Annotated in this window: 21 protein-coding genes; 17 read left to right on the top strand and 4 right to left on the bottom strand. The window is 64.0% G+C overall.

The genetic code is table 11. The features are described from left to right. Nucleotides 1-7: 7 nt before the first annotated feature. Entirely contained in the window at nucleotides 8-1,498 is a 1,491-nt protein-coding gene (locus ACN4F8_RS09335; protein ID WP_419473322.1) for a putative nucleotidyltransferase substrate binding domain-containing protein, read from the bottom strand. A 126-nt stretch (nucleotides 1,499-1,624) separates the two neighbouring features. Here ACN4F8_RS09335 and ACN4F8_RS09330 point away from each other — a divergent pair, with 126 nt between their 5' ends. From ACN4F8_RS09330 to dnaB, 9 genes are all read left to right on the top strand, one after another. Further along, nucleotides 1,625-1,960, top strand: a complete 336-nt coding sequence (locus ACN4F8_RS09330) for a hypothetical protein (protein WP_419473321.1) — start codon at nucleotides 1,625-1,627, stop codon at nucleotides 1,958-1,960. Beyond that, the gene (locus ACN4F8_RS09325) at nucleotides 1,951-2,532 is read left to right on the top strand and encodes a tetratricopeptide repeat protein (RefSeq protein ID WP_419473320.1); all 582 of its coding nucleotides are present in this window, start codon (nucleotides 1,951-1,953) and stop codon (nucleotides 2,530-2,532) included. The genes ACN4F8_RS09330 and ACN4F8_RS09325 overlap by 10 nt, the downstream gene beginning before the upstream one ends. Nucleotides 2,533-2,678: 146 nt before the next feature. Next, complete coding sequence (locus tag ACN4F8_RS09320; RefSeq protein WP_419473319.1) at nucleotides 2,679-2,939, top strand: DUF4212 domain-containing protein; 261 nt, start codon at nucleotides 2,679-2,681, stop codon at nucleotides 2,937-2,939. 4 nt (nucleotides 2,940-2,943) lie between these two features. Then, nucleotides 2,944-5,055, top strand: a complete 2,112-nt coding sequence (locus tag ACN4F8_RS09315; protein WP_419473318.1) for a sodium:solute symporter family protein — start codon at nucleotides 2,944-2,946, stop codon at nucleotides 5,053-5,055. A 189-nt stretch (nucleotides 5,056-5,244) separates the two neighbouring features. Continuing rightward, the gene (rpsF, locus tag ACN4F8_RS09310) at nucleotides 5,245-5,643 is read left to right on the top strand and encodes a 30S ribosomal protein S6 (RefSeq protein ID WP_056276857.1); all 399 of its coding nucleotides are present in this window, start codon (nucleotides 5,245-5,247) and stop codon (nucleotides 5,641-5,643) included. 26 nt (nucleotides 5,644-5,669) lie between these two features. Next, the gene (priB, locus tag ACN4F8_RS09305) at nucleotides 5,670-5,957 is read left to right on the top strand and encodes a primosomal replication protein N (protein WP_056276853.1); all 288 of its coding nucleotides are present in this window, start codon (nucleotides 5,670-5,672) and stop codon (nucleotides 5,955-5,957) included. A gap of 11 nt (nucleotides 5,958-5,968) precedes the next feature. Then, entirely contained in the window at nucleotides 5,969-6,250 is a 282-nt protein-coding gene (gene rpsR / locus ACN4F8_RS09300; protein WP_056276851.1) for a 30S ribosomal protein S18, read from the top strand. A gap of 13 nt (nucleotides 6,251-6,263) precedes the next feature. After that, nucleotides 6,264-6,716 (top strand): 50S ribosomal protein L9, encoded by a 453-nt coding sequence (rplI, locus tag ACN4F8_RS09295; RefSeq protein WP_069046752.1) that lies wholly within the window; start codon nucleotides 6,264-6,266, stop codon nucleotides 6,714-6,716. Between the two features lie 200 nt (nucleotides 6,717-6,916). Next, on the top strand, nucleotides 6,917-8,341 hold the full coding sequence (dnaB, locus tag ACN4F8_RS09290; protein ID WP_419473317.1) for a replicative DNA helicase: 1,425 nt from the start codon (nucleotides 6,917-6,919) through the stop codon (nucleotides 8,339-8,341). A gap of 66 nt (nucleotides 8,342-8,407) precedes the next feature. Here the strand turns inward: dnaB and ACN4F8_RS09285 are convergent, their stop codons facing one another. The 3 genes from ACN4F8_RS09285 to ACN4F8_RS09275 all read right to left on the bottom strand — a co-directional run bounded on the left by ACN4F8_RS09285 (nucleotide 8,408) and on the right by ACN4F8_RS09275 (nucleotide 11,388). Next, the gene (locus ACN4F8_RS09285) at nucleotides 8,408-10,177 is read right to left on the bottom strand and encodes a PhoH family protein (protein ID WP_419473316.1); all 1,770 of its coding nucleotides are present in this window, start codon (nucleotides 10,175-10,177) and stop codon (nucleotides 8,408-8,410) included. Between the two features lie 187 nt (nucleotides 10,178-10,364). After that, a complete protein-coding gene (locus tag ACN4F8_RS09280; RefSeq protein WP_056276841.1) occupies nucleotides 10,365-10,841 on the bottom strand; it encodes a peroxiredoxin in 477 nt (158 codons plus the stop codon). 166 nt (nucleotides 10,842-11,007) lie between these two features. Next, entirely contained in the window at nucleotides 11,008-11,388 is a 381-nt protein-coding gene (locus ACN4F8_RS09275) for an Mth938-like domain-containing protein (RefSeq protein WP_419473315.1), read from the bottom strand. A 139-nt stretch (nucleotides 11,389-11,527) separates the two neighbouring features. On the opposite strand from ACN4F8_RS09275, the gene ACN4F8_RS09270 reads away from it, so the two are divergent. From ACN4F8_RS09270 to ACN4F8_RS09235, 8 genes are all read left to right on the top strand, one after another. Next, complete coding sequence (locus tag ACN4F8_RS09270; RefSeq protein ID WP_419473314.1) at nucleotides 11,528-12,754, top strand: pyridoxal phosphate-dependent aminotransferase; 1,227 nt, start codon at nucleotides 11,528-11,530, stop codon at nucleotides 12,752-12,754. A gap of 26 nt (nucleotides 12,755-12,780) precedes the next feature. Continuing rightward, nucleotides 12,781-14,103: a homoserine dehydrogenase gene (locus ACN4F8_RS09265; protein ID WP_419473313.1), complete on the top strand. Its 1,323-nt coding sequence runs from the start codon at nucleotides 12,781-12,783 to the stop codon at nucleotides 14,101-14,103. Continuing rightward, nucleotides 14,103-15,545 (top strand): threonine synthase, encoded by a 1,443-nt coding sequence (gene thrC / locus ACN4F8_RS09260; RefSeq protein ID WP_419473312.1) that lies wholly within the window; start codon nucleotides 14,103-14,105, stop codon nucleotides 15,543-15,545. Before ACN4F8_RS09265 ends, thrC begins: the two co-directional genes overlap by 1 nt. After that, complete coding sequence (gene mobB, locus ACN4F8_RS09255; protein WP_419473311.1) at nucleotides 15,542-16,078, top strand: molybdopterin-guanine dinucleotide biosynthesis protein B; 537 nt, start codon at nucleotides 15,542-15,544, stop codon at nucleotides 16,076-16,078. The genes thrC and mobB overlap by 4 nt, the downstream gene beginning before the upstream one ends. Further along, nucleotides 16,075-17,358, top strand: a complete 1,284-nt coding sequence (gene glp / locus ACN4F8_RS09250; RefSeq protein ID WP_419473310.1) for a gephyrin-like molybdotransferase Glp — start codon at nucleotides 16,075-16,077, stop codon at nucleotides 17,356-17,358. The genes mobB and glp overlap by 4 nt, the downstream gene beginning before the upstream one ends. Continuing rightward, nucleotides 17,355-17,606, top strand: a complete 252-nt coding sequence (locus ACN4F8_RS09245; protein ID WP_419473309.1) for a MoaD/ThiS family protein — start codon at nucleotides 17,355-17,357, stop codon at nucleotides 17,604-17,606. The genes glp and ACN4F8_RS09245 overlap by 4 nt, the downstream gene beginning before the upstream one ends. A 1-nt stretch (nucleotide 17,607) precedes the next feature. Continuing rightward, the gene (locus ACN4F8_RS09240) at nucleotides 17,608-18,081 is read left to right on the top strand and encodes a molybdenum cofactor biosynthesis protein MoaE (protein ID WP_419473308.1); all 474 of its coding nucleotides are present in this window, start codon (nucleotides 17,608-17,610) and stop codon (nucleotides 18,079-18,081) included. A gap of 150 nt (nucleotides 18,082-18,231) precedes the next feature. Beyond that, a partial coding sequence (locus ACN4F8_RS09235; protein WP_419473307.1) for a Clp protease N-terminal domain-containing protein occupies nucleotides 18,232-20,189 on the top strand: 1,958 nt, incomplete at its 3' end.

Here is a 20,189-nt window from a genome sequence, read left to right as displayed (position 1 = left end):
GGGTGTTTCAAAACTTGTAGCGTTGCGCCAGCACCGATTGCAGCGTCTGCACCACTTGAAACGCGTCTCTGAGTTGCGTGCGCTCGAAGTTGGAGATTTCGGCCGGGTCCAGAAAGTTGTCGGGCGCCTGACCCTGCGCCATTTGGCCCGCTTGGTGGCGGATGCGCAGCGCGGCCAGAAATTCCAGCGCGTCGCGCAGGTCGCGCGCACTTTGTTCGCTGATGTCGCCTCCGTTGGCGGACATGAGCAGCCGGTCGTGGGTGTTGACCTCGGTGTGTCCGCCGGCAAGCGCGTAGACGCGGGCCAGATCCACGATGGGCACCACGCCGGTGTGCTTGAGATCGATGGTGCCCTTGTGCTCGCCGCTGCGCGCTGGCGACAAGCCGTTGAACCAGTTCAGTGGTGGCTGGTGGGTCAGCGCGTTGCCGACCATGTGGGCGAGAAACAGGGTGTTGCCCCGGGTGCCGTGCAGCACGTCGCGGCGCAAGCCATCGAGCAATCGGGTCTGCCCTGCAATCGCCCGCAGATCAAAAAACACACAGGTGAGCATGAGCGCCTTGGGCTCGGGCTCGTGGGTCCAGCGCCGGAAGTACTCGGCCCACCGGTGGCGCGGCTGCCGCCAGGCGTCGGTCATGGCCATCATCTCGCCCGGGCAATGCACGTAGCCGCAAGCGTCCAGCCCGTCACAGACGAAGCGCGAGAGTTGCCGGAAGTACTCGCCGTGCTGCGCTTCATCGAACGCATCGTCAAGCACCATGCAGTTGTCCTGGTCGGACTTGGCGGTCTGCTCGTTGCGGGCTTGTGACCCGGCGGCCACCCACACATAGTCCACCGGGGCCGGGCCCAGCTGCGCCTCGCCCAGTTGCAGCAAGCGGGTGGTGATCGCGTCGGTGATGGCGGTGATGATGTGGCCGGTGTTGTAGGCCGAAGCGTCGGCGGCCTCCAGGCTTTGCTGCAGCACGCGCACCTTGGTGCTGGCGCGCTGCAGACCGTCGACCGACGTTTGTTTGTAGATGTCGCCGGCCAGGTACACCGCCGATGTGCTGTGCTGTTCGGTCAGGTCGGTTGCGGTGATCATGCCGGCGATGCGCTGCCCGTCCAGCACCGGCACATGGTGAACGTTGTGGCGCGCCATCAGCAGCAACACGTTGAACGCCGGGTCGTGCAAGCCGACCGTGAACGGCGCCAGCGTGGCGATGTCCACGATGGGGCGCTCGGTGTCCAGCCCTGCGGCAATCACGCGGTTGCGCAGGTCGCGGTCGGTGATCAGTCCGAACAGGTGGCCCTGCTCCACGATCAGGATCGAGGACACGCGCTGCTCGCTCATGTGCTGCGCTGCAGCGCGGATGCTGGTGTGCGGCGGCAGCGTGATCGGAGCGCGTTTGATCAGCGAGCTCACGGGTGTGGTCATGAGGTTGAGCGCCGAGTCGCCCGGCGCAGCGGCGGCCTCGCGCGCAGCGGGCAAAGCGCTGCCCTGTTCGATCAAGGGTGTGGTCATGTGTGTAGGCCTTAAGAACCCATTCTTTGTCGGTTGCCGTCTCTGTGTTGCGAACCTCGGGTTAGTCCTTAGAGGGTTTGACCTGCCTCCCATGGGCTTCCTGTCGATTTGTAAGAACTCGGTAAGGTGCAAATCCAGAATGGCGCCAACCCATTCAAGGCGTCCATGCTGTTCTTCATTTCTGCGGTCAAGTTGATCACCGAAATTGCCCTCCTGGCACTGGCAGGCCAGTGGGTGCTGGGCTTGCTTGCCGGCCAGCGGCGCGACCAGAACCTGTTTTATCAGTTGCTTCAGCTGATGGGCAAACCCTTTGTGCAGGTGGCCCGGTTGGTCACACCGAAACTTGTGCTCGAACGCCACCTGCCCTTGGTGGCGTTTCTCATTCTGGCCTTCATCTGGGTCGCCGTGACGCTGACCAAGGTGAGCCATTGCCTGAAGATCGGGGTGGCGCTGTGTCAGTGAATCGGTCGCTCAACCGCAGGTTCGTCCAGCTGCAGATCCGGGCCTTGGTGCTTTTTGGTCACCGCGAACGTGCGCTGCAGCGTGTGGACGATCTGCTGGCCATCAACGCGCAAGACCCCTACGCGCTGGCCTCGCGCGCCCACCTGCTGGCCGAGCTGGGCGACAAGGTCGGCGCTCAGCAAGCCTTGCAGCAACTCGTGGCTGCCCAGCCCGGTCAGCCCGCCGGCTGGTTCAACCTGGGCTACCTCAGCGAAGAAATGGGCCAGCTGGAGCAAGCCGAAGCGGCTTTCCGGCGCGCCACCGAACTCGATCCCACACTCGACCGGGCCTGGTACGGCCTGGCCCTGAGTCTCATCCGCCAGCGCCGCTTCGACGAAGCCGTCACCGCCCTGCGCAAGAACACCGAACTGCAACCGATGAGCCCCTACGGCTGGTACCAGCTGGCCCGGGTTCATGTGGACCGGCAAGAACCCGACGAGGCCGCGAAGATCATTCGCCATCTCCGAAAGTTCGAGCCCAAAGTGGCTGCTCAGCTGGAGCGTGAGACCGGTCTTGGGCGAGCCCAGGCCTGATTTCACGCCGCTGCTGCGCGGCCTTCAAAAGGGGAGATCGGTGTGAGCCGGTTTCCGAGAAACGCGGACCGGTTGCAGGCCGCCCGGGGGACAGGGGCGGCGTCCGTGATGTGCCCGAGAGGGTGTTCTTGATGGAGGTCGATCGCATGGAACTGACTGACAAGCACCGCCGCTACTGGCGGAAAAACCTCAACATCACCGCCATATTGCTCGCAATATGGTTCGTCGTGACGTTCGTGGTGAGCTACTTCGCACGTGAACTGAGCTTCAACTTCTTTGGTTGGCCGTTCAGCTTCTGGATGGGTGCCCAGGGCGCCTTGGTGGTGTACTGCGTGATCATTGCGTACTACGCCTGGTACATGAACAAACTCGACATCGAACACGGTGTTGAAGAGACCGAGGAATAACACCATGGCAGGCATGTTCGAAACGGGTGCCGGCGGTGCCGGCAGCAACAAGGCTTTCAAGCAACAGCTCAACAAGGTGTACAAGTGGTACACGGGCGGCTTCTTCGTGTTCGTGGTGGCCCTGGCCATCCTGGAGCAGATGGGCTTGTCACGCGAATGGATCGGCTTCATCTTCCTGCTCGCCACCATCGGCCTGTACGCTGGCATCGGCATCATGAGCCGCACCACCGACGCGGCCGAGTACTACGTGGCGGGTCGGCGGGTTCCAGCGGTCTACAACGGCATGGCCACGGGTGCTGACTGGATGTCGGCGGCGTCGTTCATCGGCATGGCAGGCACGCTCTACCTGACCGGCTACAGCGGTCTGGCCTTCATCATGGGCTGGACCGGTGGTTACTGCCTGGTGGCGCTGTTTCTGGCGCCCTACCTGCGCAAGTTCGGCCAGTTCACCATTCCCGACTTCCTGGGTGAGCGCTACGGCGGCAACCTGCCGCGTTTCATCGGCATCTTCGCGGCCATCCTGTGTTCGTTCACCTACGTGGTGGCACAGATCTATGGCGTGGGCCTGATCACCTCGCGCCTGACCGGCGTGGCGTTCGAACTCGGGATTTTCCTGGGCCTGGGCGGCATTCTGGTGTGTTCGTTCCTGGGCGGCATGCGTGCCGTGACGTGGACGCAGGTGGCGCAGTACATCATCCTGATCGTGGCTTACATGATTCCGGTGGTGTGGTTGTCGGTGAAGCAGACCAGCGTTCCGGTGCCGCAGGCCATCTACGGCTTCCAGCTGGAGAAGGTCACAGCCAAGGAAAAGCTGCTGGCAGCCGATCCGAAAGAGCTGGAAGTTCGCGAGATCTTCAAACAGCGTTCGGCCGCACTGGCTGAGAAGCTCAAGGACCCGGCCGCTGCGCTGGCTGCCGACAAGGCCGCCGCCGAAGCCAAGCTGACCGAGCTGCGCGCTGCCAATGCACCGTCGGCCGATATCTCTGCTGCAGAGAAAGCCATTGCCGCGCTGCCCAAGGACGAAGCCGCTGCCAAGGCCGCATGGACGCGCGCCAAAGCTGCTGCCGACACCAAGGCGCGCCCACTCAACGGCATGCCTCCGCACGCACAGCAGTTCTCGGGTGATCCCAACGGTGATGCAGCTGCCGTGGCAGCCTACGACACCTCGCGGCTCAACTTCCTGGCGCTGATCTTCTGCCTGATGATCGGCACGGCTGCGCTGCCGCACATCCTGATGCGCTACTACACGGTGCCCAGTGTGCGTGAGGCTCGCGAGTCGGTCACCTGGTCGCTGTTCTTCATTTTCCTGCTGTACTTCACCGCCCCGGCCCTGGCCGTGCTGGTGAAATACGAGGTGTTCCACGTGTTGGTGGGCACGCCGTTCGATCAGTTGCCCGCCTGGGTGGCCTCGTGGAACAAGGTGGACCCCTCGCTGATGTCGATCACCGACGTCAACAAGGACAACATCCTGCAACTCAACGAGATGACCATCGGTGGCGACATCATCGTGCTGGCCACGCCGGAGATCGGTGGCTTGCCCTACGTGATCTCGGGCCTGGTGGCCGCGGGCGGTCTGGCCGCTGCGCTGTCCACCGCCGACGGCCTGCTGCTCACGATTGCCAACGCGCTGTCGCACGACCTGTACTACAAGATGATCGACCCCAACGCATCCACGGCCCGCCGCGTCACCATCTCCAAGATGTTGCTGCTGATCGTGGCTTTGGCGGCGGCTTACGTGGCGGCGCAGAAACCGGCGGACATCCTGTTCCTGGTCTCGGCGGCGTTCTCGTTCGCGGCGGCGGCGTTCTTCCCGGCGCTGGTGCTCGGCATCTTCTGGAAGCGCGCCACCGGCATCGCCGCGTCAGTGGGCATGGTCGCCGGTCTGGGCATCACGGTGTACTACATGGTGACCACCCAGCCCTGGATGCGCGGCATCTTCGGCGTGACCTCGCCCATCGAGCTGTGGTTCGGCATCCTGCCGATCTCGGCCGGTGTGTTCGGCGTGCCGGTCGGCTTTGCCGTGATCATCCTGCTGAGCCTGGTCACCCCGGCCCCGAGCCGCAAGGTCCAGCAGTTGGTGGAACACGTGCGCTACCCCAGCCTGCGCATGAACTGAGCACAGCCTCAGTCACCCTGCTCACTGGCCGTTTTGGCGGCCGGTGAGCCCCAGGAGCCCGGCCAGTTTCACGACTGGCCGGGTTTTTTGCTAGAATCGTGGGCTTGCCTTGCTGCACCCCATCTGACGCTGGGGGCAGCTCCAACCCAAGCCCGCCTCAGCAGGTGGGCGAATCCACAAGGAGAGTCCATGCGTCATTACGAAATCGTTTTGCTGATCCACCCGGATCAAAGCGAACAGGTTCCAGCCATGCTGGAGCGCTACAAGGGCATGATCACCGCCGGCGGCGGCAAGATCCACCGCGTTGAAGACTGGGGCCGTCGCCAGATGGCTTACCAGATCAACAAGCTGTCCAAGGCCCACTACCTGTGCGTCAACATCGAAGCCGATCAGGCCGTGATGGCAGAACTGGAGCACGCCTTCAAGTTCAACGACGCTGTGCTGCGCCACCTGACCGTGCTGCGTAAAAAAGCCGACACCGGCCCATCGTCGATGATGAAGTCGGTCGAGCGCGAAGAGGCCCGCAAGCTTCAGCAGCCCGAGCAGCGCCCCCAGCAGCACCAACCGCAGGAACAGGCCCAGGCTTGATGCCCGGTGCGCGTTAACGTCAACGGGTGAACCAGACTCAATTGTCGGCCGTGGTGGTGCAGGTGCAGAGCCTGCGTTACACACCGGCAGGCATACCGGCCGTCAACCTCGTGCTCGAACACGAGTCACAGATCGTCGAACTGGACACCCCCAGGCAAGTGAAACTGCAACTCAGGGCCATCGCCTTCGGGTCGCACGCCGAAATCCTCTCCCGACAGGGACTCGATTCGGTTTGTGAGTTTCACGGCTTTTTGACCAACGCGCGCAATGGCAAAGGCGTGGTGTTCCACATCCAAGATTTCAGCAAGACATAGGAAGGCCCATCATGGCGTCACCCAAACGTTTCAACAAAGACAAGCGCCCCAAGCGCAACACCCAATCGCTGCTGTTCAAGCGCAAGCGCTTCTGCCGCTTCACCGTGGCCAACGTCGAAGAAGTCGACTACAAGGACGTCGATGTCCTGCGCGACTTCATCGCCGAAAACGGCAAGATCATCCCCGCGCGCCTGACCGGCACGCGTGCCTTCTACCAGCGTCAGGTCAACACCGCCATCAAGCGCGCGCGCTTCCTGGGCATGTTGCCTTACAGCGACCAGCACCGCGTCTGAAAGAGAGCCTGACATGCAAATCATCCTGCTCGACAAAGTTGTCAATCTCGGCGCCCTCGGCGATGTGGTCAAGGTCAAAGACGGCTACGCCCGCAACTTCCTGATCCCTTCCGGCCGCGCCCGCCGCGCCACGCAAAACGCCATCGCCGAATTCGAAGCACGCCGCGTCGAACTCGAAAAAGTGGCCGCTGCCAAACACGCCGAAGCCCAGGCTTTGGGTGAGAAGCTCGCCGCCGTGACGGTCAAGCTGTCGCAAAAAGCCGGTGTTGACGGTCGCCTGTTCGGCTCCGTCACCAACCACGACGTGTCCGAAGAGCTGAACAAGCAAGGCTTCAAGGTTGCGAAGTCGCAAGTGCGCATGCCCAATGGTCCCCTGAAGAACGTGGGCGATTACACGGTGAGCGTGAACCTGCACACCGACGTGACGGTCGACGTCAACGTCACGGTGCTCGGCGAAACCGCCTGAGTTCCGCGCGGGCGCGCAGGCGCCTCGCTCAAAAGCCGCGGCCCGAAAGGGCAGCGGCTTTTTTACTTGGAGTTGGGGTGGTGCATCCGCTCCCTCGGGGCCGTCCGTCATCCACTTCTTTTACCGGGCTTGTCCACAGACTTGTCCCATGACTTCCCAGGGTCCAGCGCGTACCATGACCCTTTACTTTTCACACGCCGATGTCCGCCGTTTTCTCCAGCTCCTTCTCCTCCTTTGATGCCGGTCTGGACGAGGGCGGCGGCGCCGACCGCCAGGTTGCCCAACTGCGCGTTCCCCCCCACTCCATCGAAGCCGAGTCCAGCGTGCTTGGTGGCCTGTTGCTCGACAATGGTGCCTGGGATCGGGTGGCGGACCTCGTCAACGACTCCGACTTTTACCGCTACGAACACCGCCTGACGTACTCGGCCATCGCCACGATGGTCAACGCCAGCAAACCGGCCGACGTGGTGACGGTGTTCGAGCACCTGCAAAACCTCGGCAAGGCCGAGGAGGCCGGTGGACTGGCCTACCTGAACTCGCTGGCGCAGTACGTGCCGAGCGCGGCCAACATCCGCCGTTACGCCGAGATCGTGCGCGAGCGCGCCATCCTGCGCAAACTGGTGGCCGCCAGCGACGAGATCGCTACCGCAGCCTTCAACACCCAGGGCAAGTCGGTCGACAAGATCCTCGACGAGGCCGAACAGAAGATCTTCAACATCGGCGAAGAAGGCTCTCGGATGAAAGAGGGCTTCCAGGGCATGGACACGCTGGTGGTCGAACTGCTCGACCGCGTGCAGGAAATGGCCGACAACCCCAACGACATCACCGGTGTGCCCACCGGCTTCGTCGATCTGGACCGCATGACGTCAGGCCTGCAGGCCGGTGACCTGGTGGTGCTGGCCGCGCGCCCATCCATGGGCAAGACCGCGTTTGCGATCAACATCGCCGAACACGTGGCGCTCAACGAAGGCCTGCCGGTGGCCGTGTTCTCCATGGAGATGGGCGCCTCGCAGCTGGCGGTGCGTATCGTCGGCTCCATTGGCCGAATCAACCAGTCCCACCTGCGCAACGGCAAGCTCACCGACGACGAATGGCCGCGCCTGACCGAGGCCATCGAGAAGCTGCGCAACGTGTCGCTGCACATCGACGAAACCCCGGGTCTCACCGCCAGCGTGCTGCGCGCCAACGCACGCCGGCTCTCGCGCCAGTGCGGCAAGCTCGGCCTGATCGTGGTGGACTATTTGCAGCTCATGAGCGGCAGCGGCGGTGATGGTGACAACCGCGCCTCCGAGCTGGGCGAGATCTCGCGTGGTCTGAAGATGCTGGCCAAGGAACTGCAGTGCCCGGTGATTGCGCTTTCGCAGCTCAACCGCAGTGTGGAAACCCGCACCGACACGCGCCCCATGATGAGTGACCTGCGCGAATCGGGCGCCATCGAGCAGGACGCGGACATCATCATGTTCATCTACCGCGACGAGTACTACACCAAAGACGCGTGCAAGGAACCGGGCGTGGCCGAGATCATCATTGGCAAGCAGCGAAACGGTCCCACAGGCACGGTGAAGCTGGCCTTCCTGAACATGCTCACGCGGTTCGAGTCGCTCGCGGGCGGTGGGGACTTCTGATCCTTCAGCCAGCATGAAAAAACCCGGCCATGGCCGGGTTTTTTGTTGTTCTCTTGAGCGATCGGTTCACAGCACTTCAGAAGCAAAGTCTGCCAGACGCGAGCGTTCACCACGTGCCAACGTGATGTGCCCACCGTGCGGCCATCCCTTGAAGCGGTCCACCGCGAACGTCAAACCCGACGAGCCTTCGGTGAGGTAGGGCGTGTCGATCTGCGCCAGGTTGCCCATGCAGATGATCTTGGTGCCCGGACCCGCGCGCGTGATCAGCGTTTTCATCTGTTTGGGCGTCAGGTTCTGCGCCTCGTCGATGATCACGTACTTGTTCATGAAGGTGCGACCGCGCATGAAGTTCATGCTCTTGACCTTGATGCGGCTGCGGATGAGCTCATTGGTGGCCGCGCGACCCCATTCGCCCGCGTTGCCGCCATCGCCCTTGGCCAGGAATTCCAGGTTGTCGTCGAGTGCGCCCATCCACGGGCCCATTTTTTCCTCTTCGGTGCCGGGTAGGAAACCGATGTCCTCGCCCACGCTCACGGTGGCGCGGGTCATGATGATCTCGGTGTAACGGCGGTCGTCGAGCACCTGCGTGAGACCGCTGGCCAGGGCCATCAGCGTCTTGCCGGTGCCGGCTGTGCCGGCCAGCGTGACGAAGTCGATCTCCGGGTCCATCAGCAGGTTGAGCGCAAAGTTTTGTTCACGGTTGCGGCTGGTCACGCCCCACACCGCGTTTTTCAGGTGGGTGTAGTCCTTGAGCGTCTTGAGCACCGCGGTTTTGTCGCGGATCTCGGTCACGCGGGCATACAACGAGGGCTCGCCCGGCGCTTCAAAGTACACAAACTGGTTGATGTAGAACTGCCCCACCGCCGGGCCGCTGACGCGGTAGAAGGTGTGGCTGCCGCTCTGCCAGCTCTCGATGGTTTTGCTCTGGCGCGTCCAGAAATCCTGCGGCAGCGCCAGCGCACCGGCGTACAACAACTCGCCGTCGTCCAGCGTCTTGTCGTTCTGGTAGTCCTCGGCGGCCAGGCCCAACGCACGGGCTTTCACCCGCATGTTGATGTCTTTGGACACCAGGATCACTTCGCGCTCGGGATGGCGTTGGCGCAGCGAATGCACGACCCCAAGGATCTGGTTGTCGGCTTTGCCCTGCGGCAGGCTGGAGGGCAGGTTGCTTTCCAGCGGCTCGGTCTGGAAGAACAACAGGCCGCGCGCGCCGTGGTGACCGGTGGCCGAGAGCTTGAGGCCCTTGGTCATGTCGCCACCTTGCTGCGCCACCAGGGCGTCCAGCGTGCGGCTGGTCTGGCGGCCGTTGCGCGCCACCTCGGTCATGCCCTTTTTGTGCCCATCGAGCTCTTCGAGCACGATCATGGGCAGGAAGATGTCGTGCTCCTCAAAGCGGAACAGGCTCATCGGGTCGTGCAGCAGCACGTTGGTGTCCAGCACGAAGAGCCTGGCAGGGCCGTTGCCGGCCTTGCCTGCGGTGCGGCGTCGGCTGCCCGCCGACGGGGTGACCTGCGCCGCCTGCGGGCTTCTCGGTGCGGGAACAACAGGCGTCGTGGCTTTTTGCAGCACGGGTGCGGTTTCCGCGCGCTCGGCCACCACGGGGGTTGCTGCGGCAGCAGGCTTGCGACCGCGGCCGCCTGCACGGCCAGCGGTTTTGGCGGCGGGAGGCGGTGTCATCGCTGCTGCCTCGGCCAGGCGTGCCGGTTGGGCAGCGGGCGCGGGCGCAACGGGTGACGCAGCAGCTTCCAGCTCGAAGGGCTCTTCGGCAGCTTTGAGGCTGTAGGCCTCGGGTGAGAGGAGGGCGGCGCGTTTGGAGGGGGCGGGGGGCAGTGGCATGTGGGCTTGTGTGTTCAGCGCGAGGCTGGAAAACAAAAAGCCGCCGGGGTGACCGGGCGGCTTTGGAGTCTGCTTGGAGTGGGCAGAAGGGGTGGGGCTGAGAGGCTTCCCGGCGTCATGAAATCATTATGCATGAGTCCCGTGACGTGTTCCTCTCGGGCCGGGAGCCCAGCCCGTCGAGCGCAGTTCAGGCGGCTTTTTTGAGCGTCTTGACGGCCTTGAGCACGTCTTCCACATGGCCGGGCACCTTCAAGCCGCGCCATTCCTGTTTCAGCACACCGTCGGGACCGATCAGGAAGGTGCTGCGCTCGATGCCCTTGACCTTCTTGCCGTACATGATCTTGTTCTTGACCACACCGAACATGTGGCACATTTTTTCTTCTGTGTCTGCAATCAGTTCGAAGGGGAGTTCGAGCTTGGTCTTGAAGTCATCATGTGACTTCATGTTGTCGCGCGACACGCCGAACACCTGGGCGCCGGCTTTCACGAAGTCCTTGTATTTGTCGCGAAACTGCATGGCTTCGGTGGTGCAGCCGGGTGTGTTGTCCTTGGGGTAGAAGTACAGCACGATGGTCTGGCCCAGATGTGTCTGGTTGCTGACCTTGATGCCGCCGGTGGCCATCGATTCGAATTCGGGAATGGGTTTATTGACAACGACTGCCATACTGCGTGGACCCCTGACGTAAGTTGGTGGTGATGCGTTGGCTTCCCGGCTGTTTCACGGCGAGCCCTGCGTTGCAGCAATGGGACCCGTGGCAGGAAACAATCGGCTATTTTACCCTGATTGGGTCCGTCCGTCATGCTGGCGGCCCCCGGCGTCGGCCGGCGCTTCAGGTCTCCAGCAGCAAAGCCGCCACCACACGCCGGCCTTCACCCGCGAGGATGTTGTAGGTGCGGCAGGCGGCTGCTGTGTCCATGGTTTCAACACCAATGCGCCGGGCCATCAGACCCCGCAACAAAGCCGGTGGCGCGAAACGCAACCGGGCGCCGCTGCCGAACACGACGAGTTCCGGCGGTTCGGTAGATTGCTCGACCAGCAGGTCGAAGTGCGAAGCTTCCAGCAACTCAAAACGGGCGCAGGGCCACGGCAACAGCGCCGCTTTGGGCGTGAGCACGAGACTGTGGGTGTGGCGCTGCCCGTTCACTGCGATCCAGCCTTCGCCATAGCCGGTGATGGACTGGATATCCAGCTTGTCGGAGTGCAGTTTCATGGGGCGGTGGCCGATCTGGCGGGGTGCGGAACTGTGGTCAAATTGCAGGTTTTCCCTGCAGGCGAGACCGAATATAACGCCCGGTGCAACGCACCGGGAACACCGCGCCGCACGACCCCAGAACTCCCAGGGAGCGACTTTGAAGACCATCCAGAAATCCGCCAAGCTGGCCAACGTGTGCTACGACATTCGCGGGCCCATCATGGACGCCGCGCGCAAGATGGAAGACGAGGGTCACAAGATCATTCGCCTGAACATCGGCAACCTGGCGGTGTTTGGTTTCGATGCGCCCGAGGAGATCCAGCAGGACATGATCCGCAACCTGCCAAACTCGGCGGGTTACTCGGACAGCAAGGGCATTTTCGGCGCGCGCAAGGCGGTGATGCACGAGACGCAGACGCAAGGCATCAAGGGCGTGACGCTGGACGACATTTACCTTGGCAACGGCGCGAGCGAATTGATCGTGATGGCCACCAACGCGCTGCTGGACGACGGCGACGAGCTGCTGCTGCCCGCGCCCGACTACCCGTTGTGGACCGCCGCTGTCAGCCTGTCCGGCGGCACGCCGGTGCACTACATGTGCGACGAGTCCAACGGCTGGATGCCCGACTTGGACGACATCCGCCGCAAGATCACGCCGGCCACCAAGGGCATCGTGGTCATCAACCCCAACAACCCGACCGGCGCGCTGTACTCCGACGAGTTGCTCAAGGCCATCGTGGCCATCGCGCGCGAACACGGCCTGGTGATCTTTGCCGACGAGGTTTATGACAAGGTGCTGTACGACGGCGTCAAGCACACGGCGATTGCCAGTCTGTCGGACGACGTGCTCACGCTGACCTTCAACTCGCTCTCCAAGAGCTATCGCTCGTGCGGTTATCGCGCGGGCTGGCTCATCGTTTCGGGCGACAAGAAACCCGCCAAGGATTACATCGAGGGCTTGAACATGCTCTCGAACATGCGCCTGTGCGCCAACGTGCCGGGCCAGTGGGCGATTCAAACGGCGCTCGGCGGCTACCAGAGCATCAACGACCTGGTGGGCGAAGGCGGCCGGCTGCGCCGCCAGCGCGATCTCGCCCACGAGCTGATCACCGCCATTCCGGGTGTGAGCTGCGTCAAGCCGTCGGCCGCGCTCTATATGTTTCCCAAGCTCGACCCGAAGATGTACCCCATCGAGGACGACCAGCAGATGTTCCTGGAACTGCTGCAGGAGACGCGCGTGATGTTGGTGCAGGGCTCGGGCTTCAACTACCCCGACAACCAGCATTTCCGCATCGTGTTCCTGCCGCACGAAGACGACCTGCGCGAAGCCATCAACCGCGTTGCCCGGTTCTTTGAAGGCTGGCGAAAACGCCACGGCACCTGATTTTTTTGCACCCAACCATGACCGACATGAAACCGATCCAAGTAGGCCTTCTGGGCATAGGCACCGTGGGCAGCGGCACGTTCAACGTGTTGCAGCGCAACCAGGAAGAGATCCGCCGGCGCGCCGGTCGCGGCATTGAAATCACCATGGTGGCCGACCTCGACACCGCGCGCGCGCAGGCCATAGTGGGCCCGGACGTGAAAGTGGTGAACGACGCGCGTGCCATCATCGCCAATCCCGACATCGACATCGTGATCGAGCTCATCGGCGGCTACGGCATTGCCAAGGCACTGGTGATGGAAGCCATTGCCGCGGGCAAACACGTGGTCACGGCCAACAAGGCGCTGCTGGCGGTGCACGGCACCGAGATCTTTGCTGCGGCTTCGGCCAAGGGCGTGATGGTAGCGTTTGAAGCGGCGGTGGCCGGTGGCATTCCCATCATCAAGGCGCTGCGCGAGGGCTTGACGGCCAACAGCATCCAGTGGATCGCCGGCATCATCAACGGCACGACCAACTTCATCCTCTCCGAGATGCGCGACAAAGGCCTGGACTTTGCCGTCGTGCTCAAGGAAGCGCAGCGCCTGGGCTACGCCGAGGCCGACCCGACCTTCGACATCGAGGGCGTGGACGCGGCGCACAAGGTCACGCTGATGAGCGCGATCGCTTTCGGCATCCCGGTGCAGTTCGACAAGGCCTACGTGGAAGGCATCACGCAACTCGGCGCGACCGACATCAAGTACGCCGAACAACTCGGCTACCGAATCAAGCTGCTGGGCATCACGAAACGCACGGCCCAGGGCATCGAGCTGCGCGTGCACCCGAGCCTGGTGCCGTCCAAGCGGCTGATCGCCAACGTGGAAGGCGCGATGAACGCGGTGGTGGTGCAGGGCGACGCCGTGGGCACCACGCTGTACTACGGCAAGGGCGCCGGCAGTGAGCCCACCGCCAGTGCGGTGATCGCCGATCTGGTGGACATCACCCGCCTGCACACCGCCGACCCGCACCACCGCGTGCCGCATCTGGCCTTCCAGCCCGATGCCATGAGCGACCTGCGCGTGCTGCCCATGAGCGAGGTGGTCACGAGCTACTACCTGCGCCTGCGCGTGGCCGACGAGGCGGGTGTGCTGGCCGAAGTGACGGGCCTGTTGGCCAAATCCGGCATCAGCATCGACGCGGTGCTCCAGCGCGAGGCCGACGAGGTGAGCGGCGAGGGTGGCACGTCCACCGACCTGATCATCCTCACGCACAACACCCGCGAAGGCACCATGAACGATGCGCTTGCGCAGCTGCAAAAGCTGCCGACCGTGCTCGCCCCCATCGTGCGCATCCGCAAGGAAGAGCTGAACTGATGTTGTACCTGTCCACGCGCGGCGACCCGGCGCGCAAGCACTTCTGCGAGATCCTGCTCGAAGGCCTGGCGCCCGATGGCGGCCTGTACCTGCCCGAGCGCTATCCGCAGGTCGATGCCGCCACGTTGGCCCGCTGGCGGCAGGTGTTCAACCAAGGCGCGGCGGGTGGGTACGCGGCACTCGCGTTCGAAGTGCTGTCGCTCTACATCGACGACATCCCCGCCGCCGACCTGCGCGCGCTGTGCGAGAAGACCTACACCGAAGCGGTGTACGGTACGCCGCAGATCGTGCCGCTGAAGAAGCTCGAATCCGGGTTCTATCTGGAAGCCCTGTCCAACGGCCCCACGCTGGCCTTCAAGGACATGGCCATGCAGTTGCTGGGCCACCTGTTCGAGTACGAGCTGGCGCGCCGTGGTGAAGAACTCAACATCCTGGGCGCCACCTCGGGCGACACCGGCAGCGCGGCCGAATACGCCATGCGCGGCAAAAAGGGCGTTCGCGTGTTCATGCTCAGCCCGCACGGTCGCATGAGCCCGTTCCAGCAGGCGCAGATGTTCAGCCTGATGGACCAGAACATCCACAACATCGCCATTGAAGGTGTGTTCGACGACTGCCAGGACATCGTCAAGAACGTCAGCAACGACCTGGCGTTCAAGCGCGAGCACAGAATAGGCACCGTCAACTCGATCAACTGGGCGCGTCTGCTCGCCCAGGTGGTTTACTACTTCGCGGGCTACTTCCAAGCGACCACAAAAGAGACCGAGCGCGTCTCCTTCACCGTGCCCAGCGGCAACTTCGGCAACGTCTGCGCTGGCCACGTGGCGCGGCAGATGGGCCTGCCGATCGCGGAACTGGTGGTCGCCACCAACGAAAACGACGTGCTCGACGAGTTTTTCCGCACCGGTGTGTACCGTGTGCGCATCAGCGCCGACACGCACGAAACCTCCAGCCCGTCGATGGACATTTCCAAGGCGAGCAATTTCGAGCGCTTTGTGTTCGACCTGCTGGGCCGCGACGGTGCGCGCGTCAAGGCACTGTTTGGTGATGCGCTGGCGCGCGAAGGCCGCTTCGATCTGAGCGCCGACCCGGCCTTTGCCGACGCCGCCGCCCGCTACGGCTTCCTCAGTGGCAAGAGCACGCACGAGAACCGTCTGGACACCATCCGAGATGTTTTCAAACGCCACGGCACGATGATCGACACCCACACCGCCGACGGTGTGAAGGTGGCGCGCGAGCACCGTGACCCTGCTGTTCCCATGATCGTTCTGGAAACAGCACTGCCGATCAAGTTTGCCGAGACCATTGTGGAGGCGTTGGGGCAGCAGCCGCACCGCCCGCCGCAGTTCGACGGCATTGAAGAACTGCCCAAGCGCGTGCGCGTGATGCCTGCGAGCACGGCTGCCGTGCAGGCCTTGGTGGCCGAGCATTGCGCCCGCGCATGAAGGTCGTTGGATTCGCCGGTTTCTCGGGATCGGGAAAAACCACGCTGGTGGAACAGTTGATCCCCGCGCTCAAGCTGCGCGGCCAACGCGTGTCCGTGGTCAAGCACGCGCACCACAGATTCGACATCGACCACCCGGGCAAAGACACCTGGCGCCACCGCGAGGCTGGCGCCTTCGAGGTGCTGGCTGCATCGCCCAGACGGCTGGTGCTCATGCGCGAACTCGAAGCCATTGCGGAGCACTCGGTGCACGACCTCATCGCCCAGTTGCGTGCCGATGTGGACTGGGTGCTGGTGGAAGGCTTCAAGCAGAGCAACCTGCCCAAGGTCGAGGTCTGGCGCAAGACCCACGGAAAACCGCTGCGTTTCCCGGACGACCCGCACATCGTGGCCATCGCCACCGATGACGCCGATGCGCTGCCGGTGACCGCCCATTGCCCCGTGCTGGATTTGAACGCTGCCGATGACGTGGCCGCGTGGTTGGTCGACAATGAACAGCGGTTTGAATACCGTACCCCGCCCAGCTTGCCATGACCCAGTCCACCTCTCTACCCGCTCTCGCTCCCCTGATGTCGCTGGACGATGCGATGGTCGACGTGCTGGCCCACGCGCACCTCTTGACCGGCGTCGAGACCGTCACCACCTTCGAAGCAGATGGCCGGGTGCTCGCGCAAGACCTGGTGTCGGCGCTGCAGGTGCCACCCAACGACAACTCGTCCATGGACGGCTACGCCTTGCGCGCGGCCGACGTGACCGAAGCCGGCCAGGTGCTGGCCGTGACGCAACGCATTGCCGCCGGCCACGCGGGCGAGCCACTGGAACCCGGCACCTGTGCACGCATCTTCACCGGCGCGCCCATGCCTGCCGGAGCCGACGCGGTGGTGATGCAGGAAGACACCATCGAGGTGGGCGGCGACCTTCATGCCGTGCATGTCCAGAGCTTGCCGCAGCCCGGTCAATGGGTCCGGCGCGCGGGCGAGGACGTGACGCGAGGCGCCGTGGTGCTGGCGAAGGGCGAGCGTCTCTCGCCCGCGAGCCTGGGCTTGGCCGCGAGCCTGGGTCTGGCGCACCTGAGCGTGGTGGCGCGTCCGCGCGTGGCGCTGTTCTCCACCGGTGACGAACTCGTGATGCCGGGTGAGGTGCCGCCCGAGGCCATGAAGCCCGGCGCCATCTACAACTCCAACCGCTTTTTCCTGCGCGCGCTGTTGCAGCGCATGGGCTGCGAGGTGAGCGACCTGGGCATCGTGCCCGACCGGCGCGAAGCCACGCTGGCCGCGCTCAAGACGGCGGCCGACCACCACGACCTCATTCTCACCAGCGGCGGCGTGTCGGTGGGTGAAGAAGACCACATCAAACCGGCCGTGCAGCAGCTGGGTAGTCTGGCCCTGTGGCAGATTGCCATGAAGCCGGGCAAGCCGTTTGCCTACGGCACCGTGAAGCGCGACGCTGGTGCCGGCCCTGCAGCCGGGGAGCCCTGCCATTTCATCGGTTTGCCGGGCAACCCGGTGTCCAGCTTTGTGACCTTCCTGCTGCTGGTGCGACCCTTCCTGTTGCGCTTGCAAGGCGTCGAACCGACGGCGCTCAAAGCCACCACGGTGCCCGCGCACTTCGCATGGGCCAAGGCCGACAAGCGCCGCGAATTTTTGCGCGTGCGGCGCAACGCTGTGGGGGGACTCGATCTGTTTCCCAACCAGAGCTCGGGTGTGCTCACCTCGACCGTGTGGGCCGATGGGCTGGTCGACAACCCGGCTGGCAGCACCATCGCCCATGGCGATCCGGTGTCCTTCATTTCTTTTGCCGATCTGCTCGCATGAAAGTCCAACTGCGTTTTTTCGCTTCCATCCGTGAGGCCCTGGGCACCGGCAGCGAGTCGCTCGACACGCAGGCCGGCACGCTGGCCGATTTGCGTGCCGAGCTGGTGGCGCGGGGTGGTGCTTACGCCGATGCGCTGGCGCCCGGCAAATCGGTGCGCGTGGCCTTGAACCAGACCATGAGCGATGAGGCCGCTGCGCTCACCGAAGGCGCCGAGGTCGGCTTCTTTCCCCCCGTCACGGGAGGCTGACATGACCGCCCGCGTCAGCATCCAGACCGACGACTTCGACCTCAGCACCGAAGTCGCGCGACTGCGCGAATCCGAGAAAGGCGTGGGTGCGGTCTGCAGTTTCATCGGCACCGTGCGCGACCGCAACGACGGCCAGAGCATCAGCACCATGGAGCTGGAGCACTACCCGGGCATGACCGAGAAGTCCATCGAAGCCATGATCGACGAGGCGCACAAGCGCTTCAACATCTTTGGCGCGCGCGTGATCCACCGGGTGGGTCTGCTGCAGCCGCTGGACCAGATCGTTCTGGTGGCCGTGACCTCGGCCCACCGTGGCCAGAGTTTCCAGGCCTGCGAGTTCCTCATGGACTACCTGAAGACCCAGGCGCCGTTCTGGAAAAAAGAGCAGACGCCCGAAGGCGCGCGCTGGGTCGATGCCCGCGTGAGCGATGACGCGGCGCTGGCGCGCTGGGGTATTTCGGTCAGCAACAGCTGAGCCTTGCGCCCGCGGGCGCTCGCCCCCCGGTGGTGAATTGATCTGGATCAAGTCGGTGGACCGTCAGCAGGTGCACCCTGCACGACAGGCTTGAAAAACGCGCCAGCAGCGCCACTTGACCAGCAATCTGATCATCCGGAGAGCACTTTCATGCGCCTCGACAAACTCACCACCAAGTTCCAGGAAGCCCTGAGCGAAGCCCAGACGCTGGCGCTCGGCGCCGACCACGCCTACATCGAACCCGTCCACCTGCTGCTGGCCTTGCTGCGCCAGGCCGATGGCCCGCAGTCGCTGCTGCAGCGCGCCGGCGTCAACGTGCCCGGCCTGGCCAAGGCCGCCGAAGCGGCCATGAAGCGCCTGCCCGAGGTGCAGGGGCAGGACCAGGTGCAGGTGGGCCAGGAGCTGGCCAAGCTGCTGCAGGCCACCGAGAAGGAGGCCATCAAGCGCGGCGACCAGTTCGTCGCGAGCGAGCTGTTCCTGCTCGCCGTGGCCGACAGCAAGGGTGAGCTCGGCCGCATCGCGAACGAGAACGGTCTGAACCGCAAGAGCCTGGAATCCGCCATCACCACGGTGCGCGGTGGGCAGAAGATGGACAGCCCCGAGGCCGAAGGCCAGCGCGAGGCGCTCAAGAAATACACGTTGGACCTCACCGAGCGCGCCCGCCTGGGCAAGCTCGACCCGGTGATCGGCCGCGACGACGAGATCCGCCGCGCCATCCAGGTGCTGCAGCGCCGCACCAAGAACAACCCGGTGCTCATCGGCGAACCCGGCGTGGGCAAGACCGCCATCGTTGAAGGCCTGGCGCAGCGCATCGTGGCCGGCGAGGTGCCCGATTCGCTCAAGGGCAAGCGCGTGCTCAGCCTGGACATGGCCGCGCTGCTGGCGGGCGCCAAGTTCCGCGGCGAGTTCGAGGAACGTCTCAAGACCGTGCTGAACGAGCTCGCGAAGGACGAGGGCCAGACCATCGTCTTCATCGACGAGCTGCATACCATGGTGGGCGCGGGCAAAGCCGAAGGCGCGATGGACGCGGGCAACATGCTCAAGCCGGCGCTGGCGCGCGGCGAGCTGCACTGCGTGGGCGCGACCACGCTCGACGAGTACCGCAAGTACATCGAGAAGGACGCCGCGCTGGAGCGCCGCTTCCAGAAGATCCTGGTGGGTGAGCCCAGCGTGGAGGCGACCATCGCCATCCTGCGCGGCCTGCAGGAAAAATACGAGGTGCACCACGGCGTGCAGATCACCGACCCGGCCATCGTGGCCGCGGCCGAACTCAGCCACCGCTACATCACCGACCGCTTCCTGCCCGACAAGGCGATCGACCTGATCGACGAGGCCGCGTCCAAGATCAAGATCGAACTCGACTCCAAGCCCGAGGTGATGGACCGGCTCGACCGCCGCCTGATCCAGTTGCAGATCGAGCGCGAGGCCGTGCGCCGCGAGAAGGACGAAGCCTCGCAGAAGCGCTTCGGCCTGATCGAGGAAGAGATAGCCCGGCTGGAGAAGGAAATCTCCGACTACGACGAAATCTGGAAGGCCGAGAAGGCCGCCGCGCTGGGCTCCAAGGACGTGATGGAAGAGATGGACCGCATCCGCTCCCAGATCAAGACCTTCACCGACAAGGGCGACTTCAACAAGGTCGCCGAGCTGCAGTACGGCAAGCTGCCCGAACTGGAAAAACGCCTGAAGGACGCGCAGGCCGTCGAGTCGGGCAAGGCGCAGAACAAGGACGGCAACGGTCGCCCGCAGCTGCTGCGCACACAGGTGGGCGCCGAGGAGATCGCCGAGGTGGTCGCACGCGCCACCGGCATTCCGGTGAGCAAGCTCATGCAAGGCGAGCGCGACAAGCTGCTGCTGATGGAAGGCAAGCTGCACGAGCGCGTGGTGGGCCAGGACGAGGCCATCGGCGCGGTGGCCAACGCCATCCGCCGCTCGCGCTCGGGCCTCTCCGATCCGAACCGCCCCACCGGCTCCTTCTTGTTCCTCGGCCCCACCGGCGTGGGCAAGACCGAGCTGTGCAAGGCGCTGGCCGGTTTCCTGTTCGACAGCGAAGACCACCTGGTGCGCATCGACATGAGCGAGTTCATGGAGAAACATTCCGTGGCGCGACT

The organism is Hydrogenophaga sp. (assembly GCF_048549895.1).
In the GTDB taxonomy this organism is placed as follows: Bacteria; Pseudomonadota; Gammaproteobacteria; order Burkholderiales; family Burkholderiaceae_C; genus Hydrogenophaga.
The sequence above is the reverse complement of the archived record's forward strand: the minus strand, read 5'-3'. Positions and strand labels throughout refer to the sequence as shown.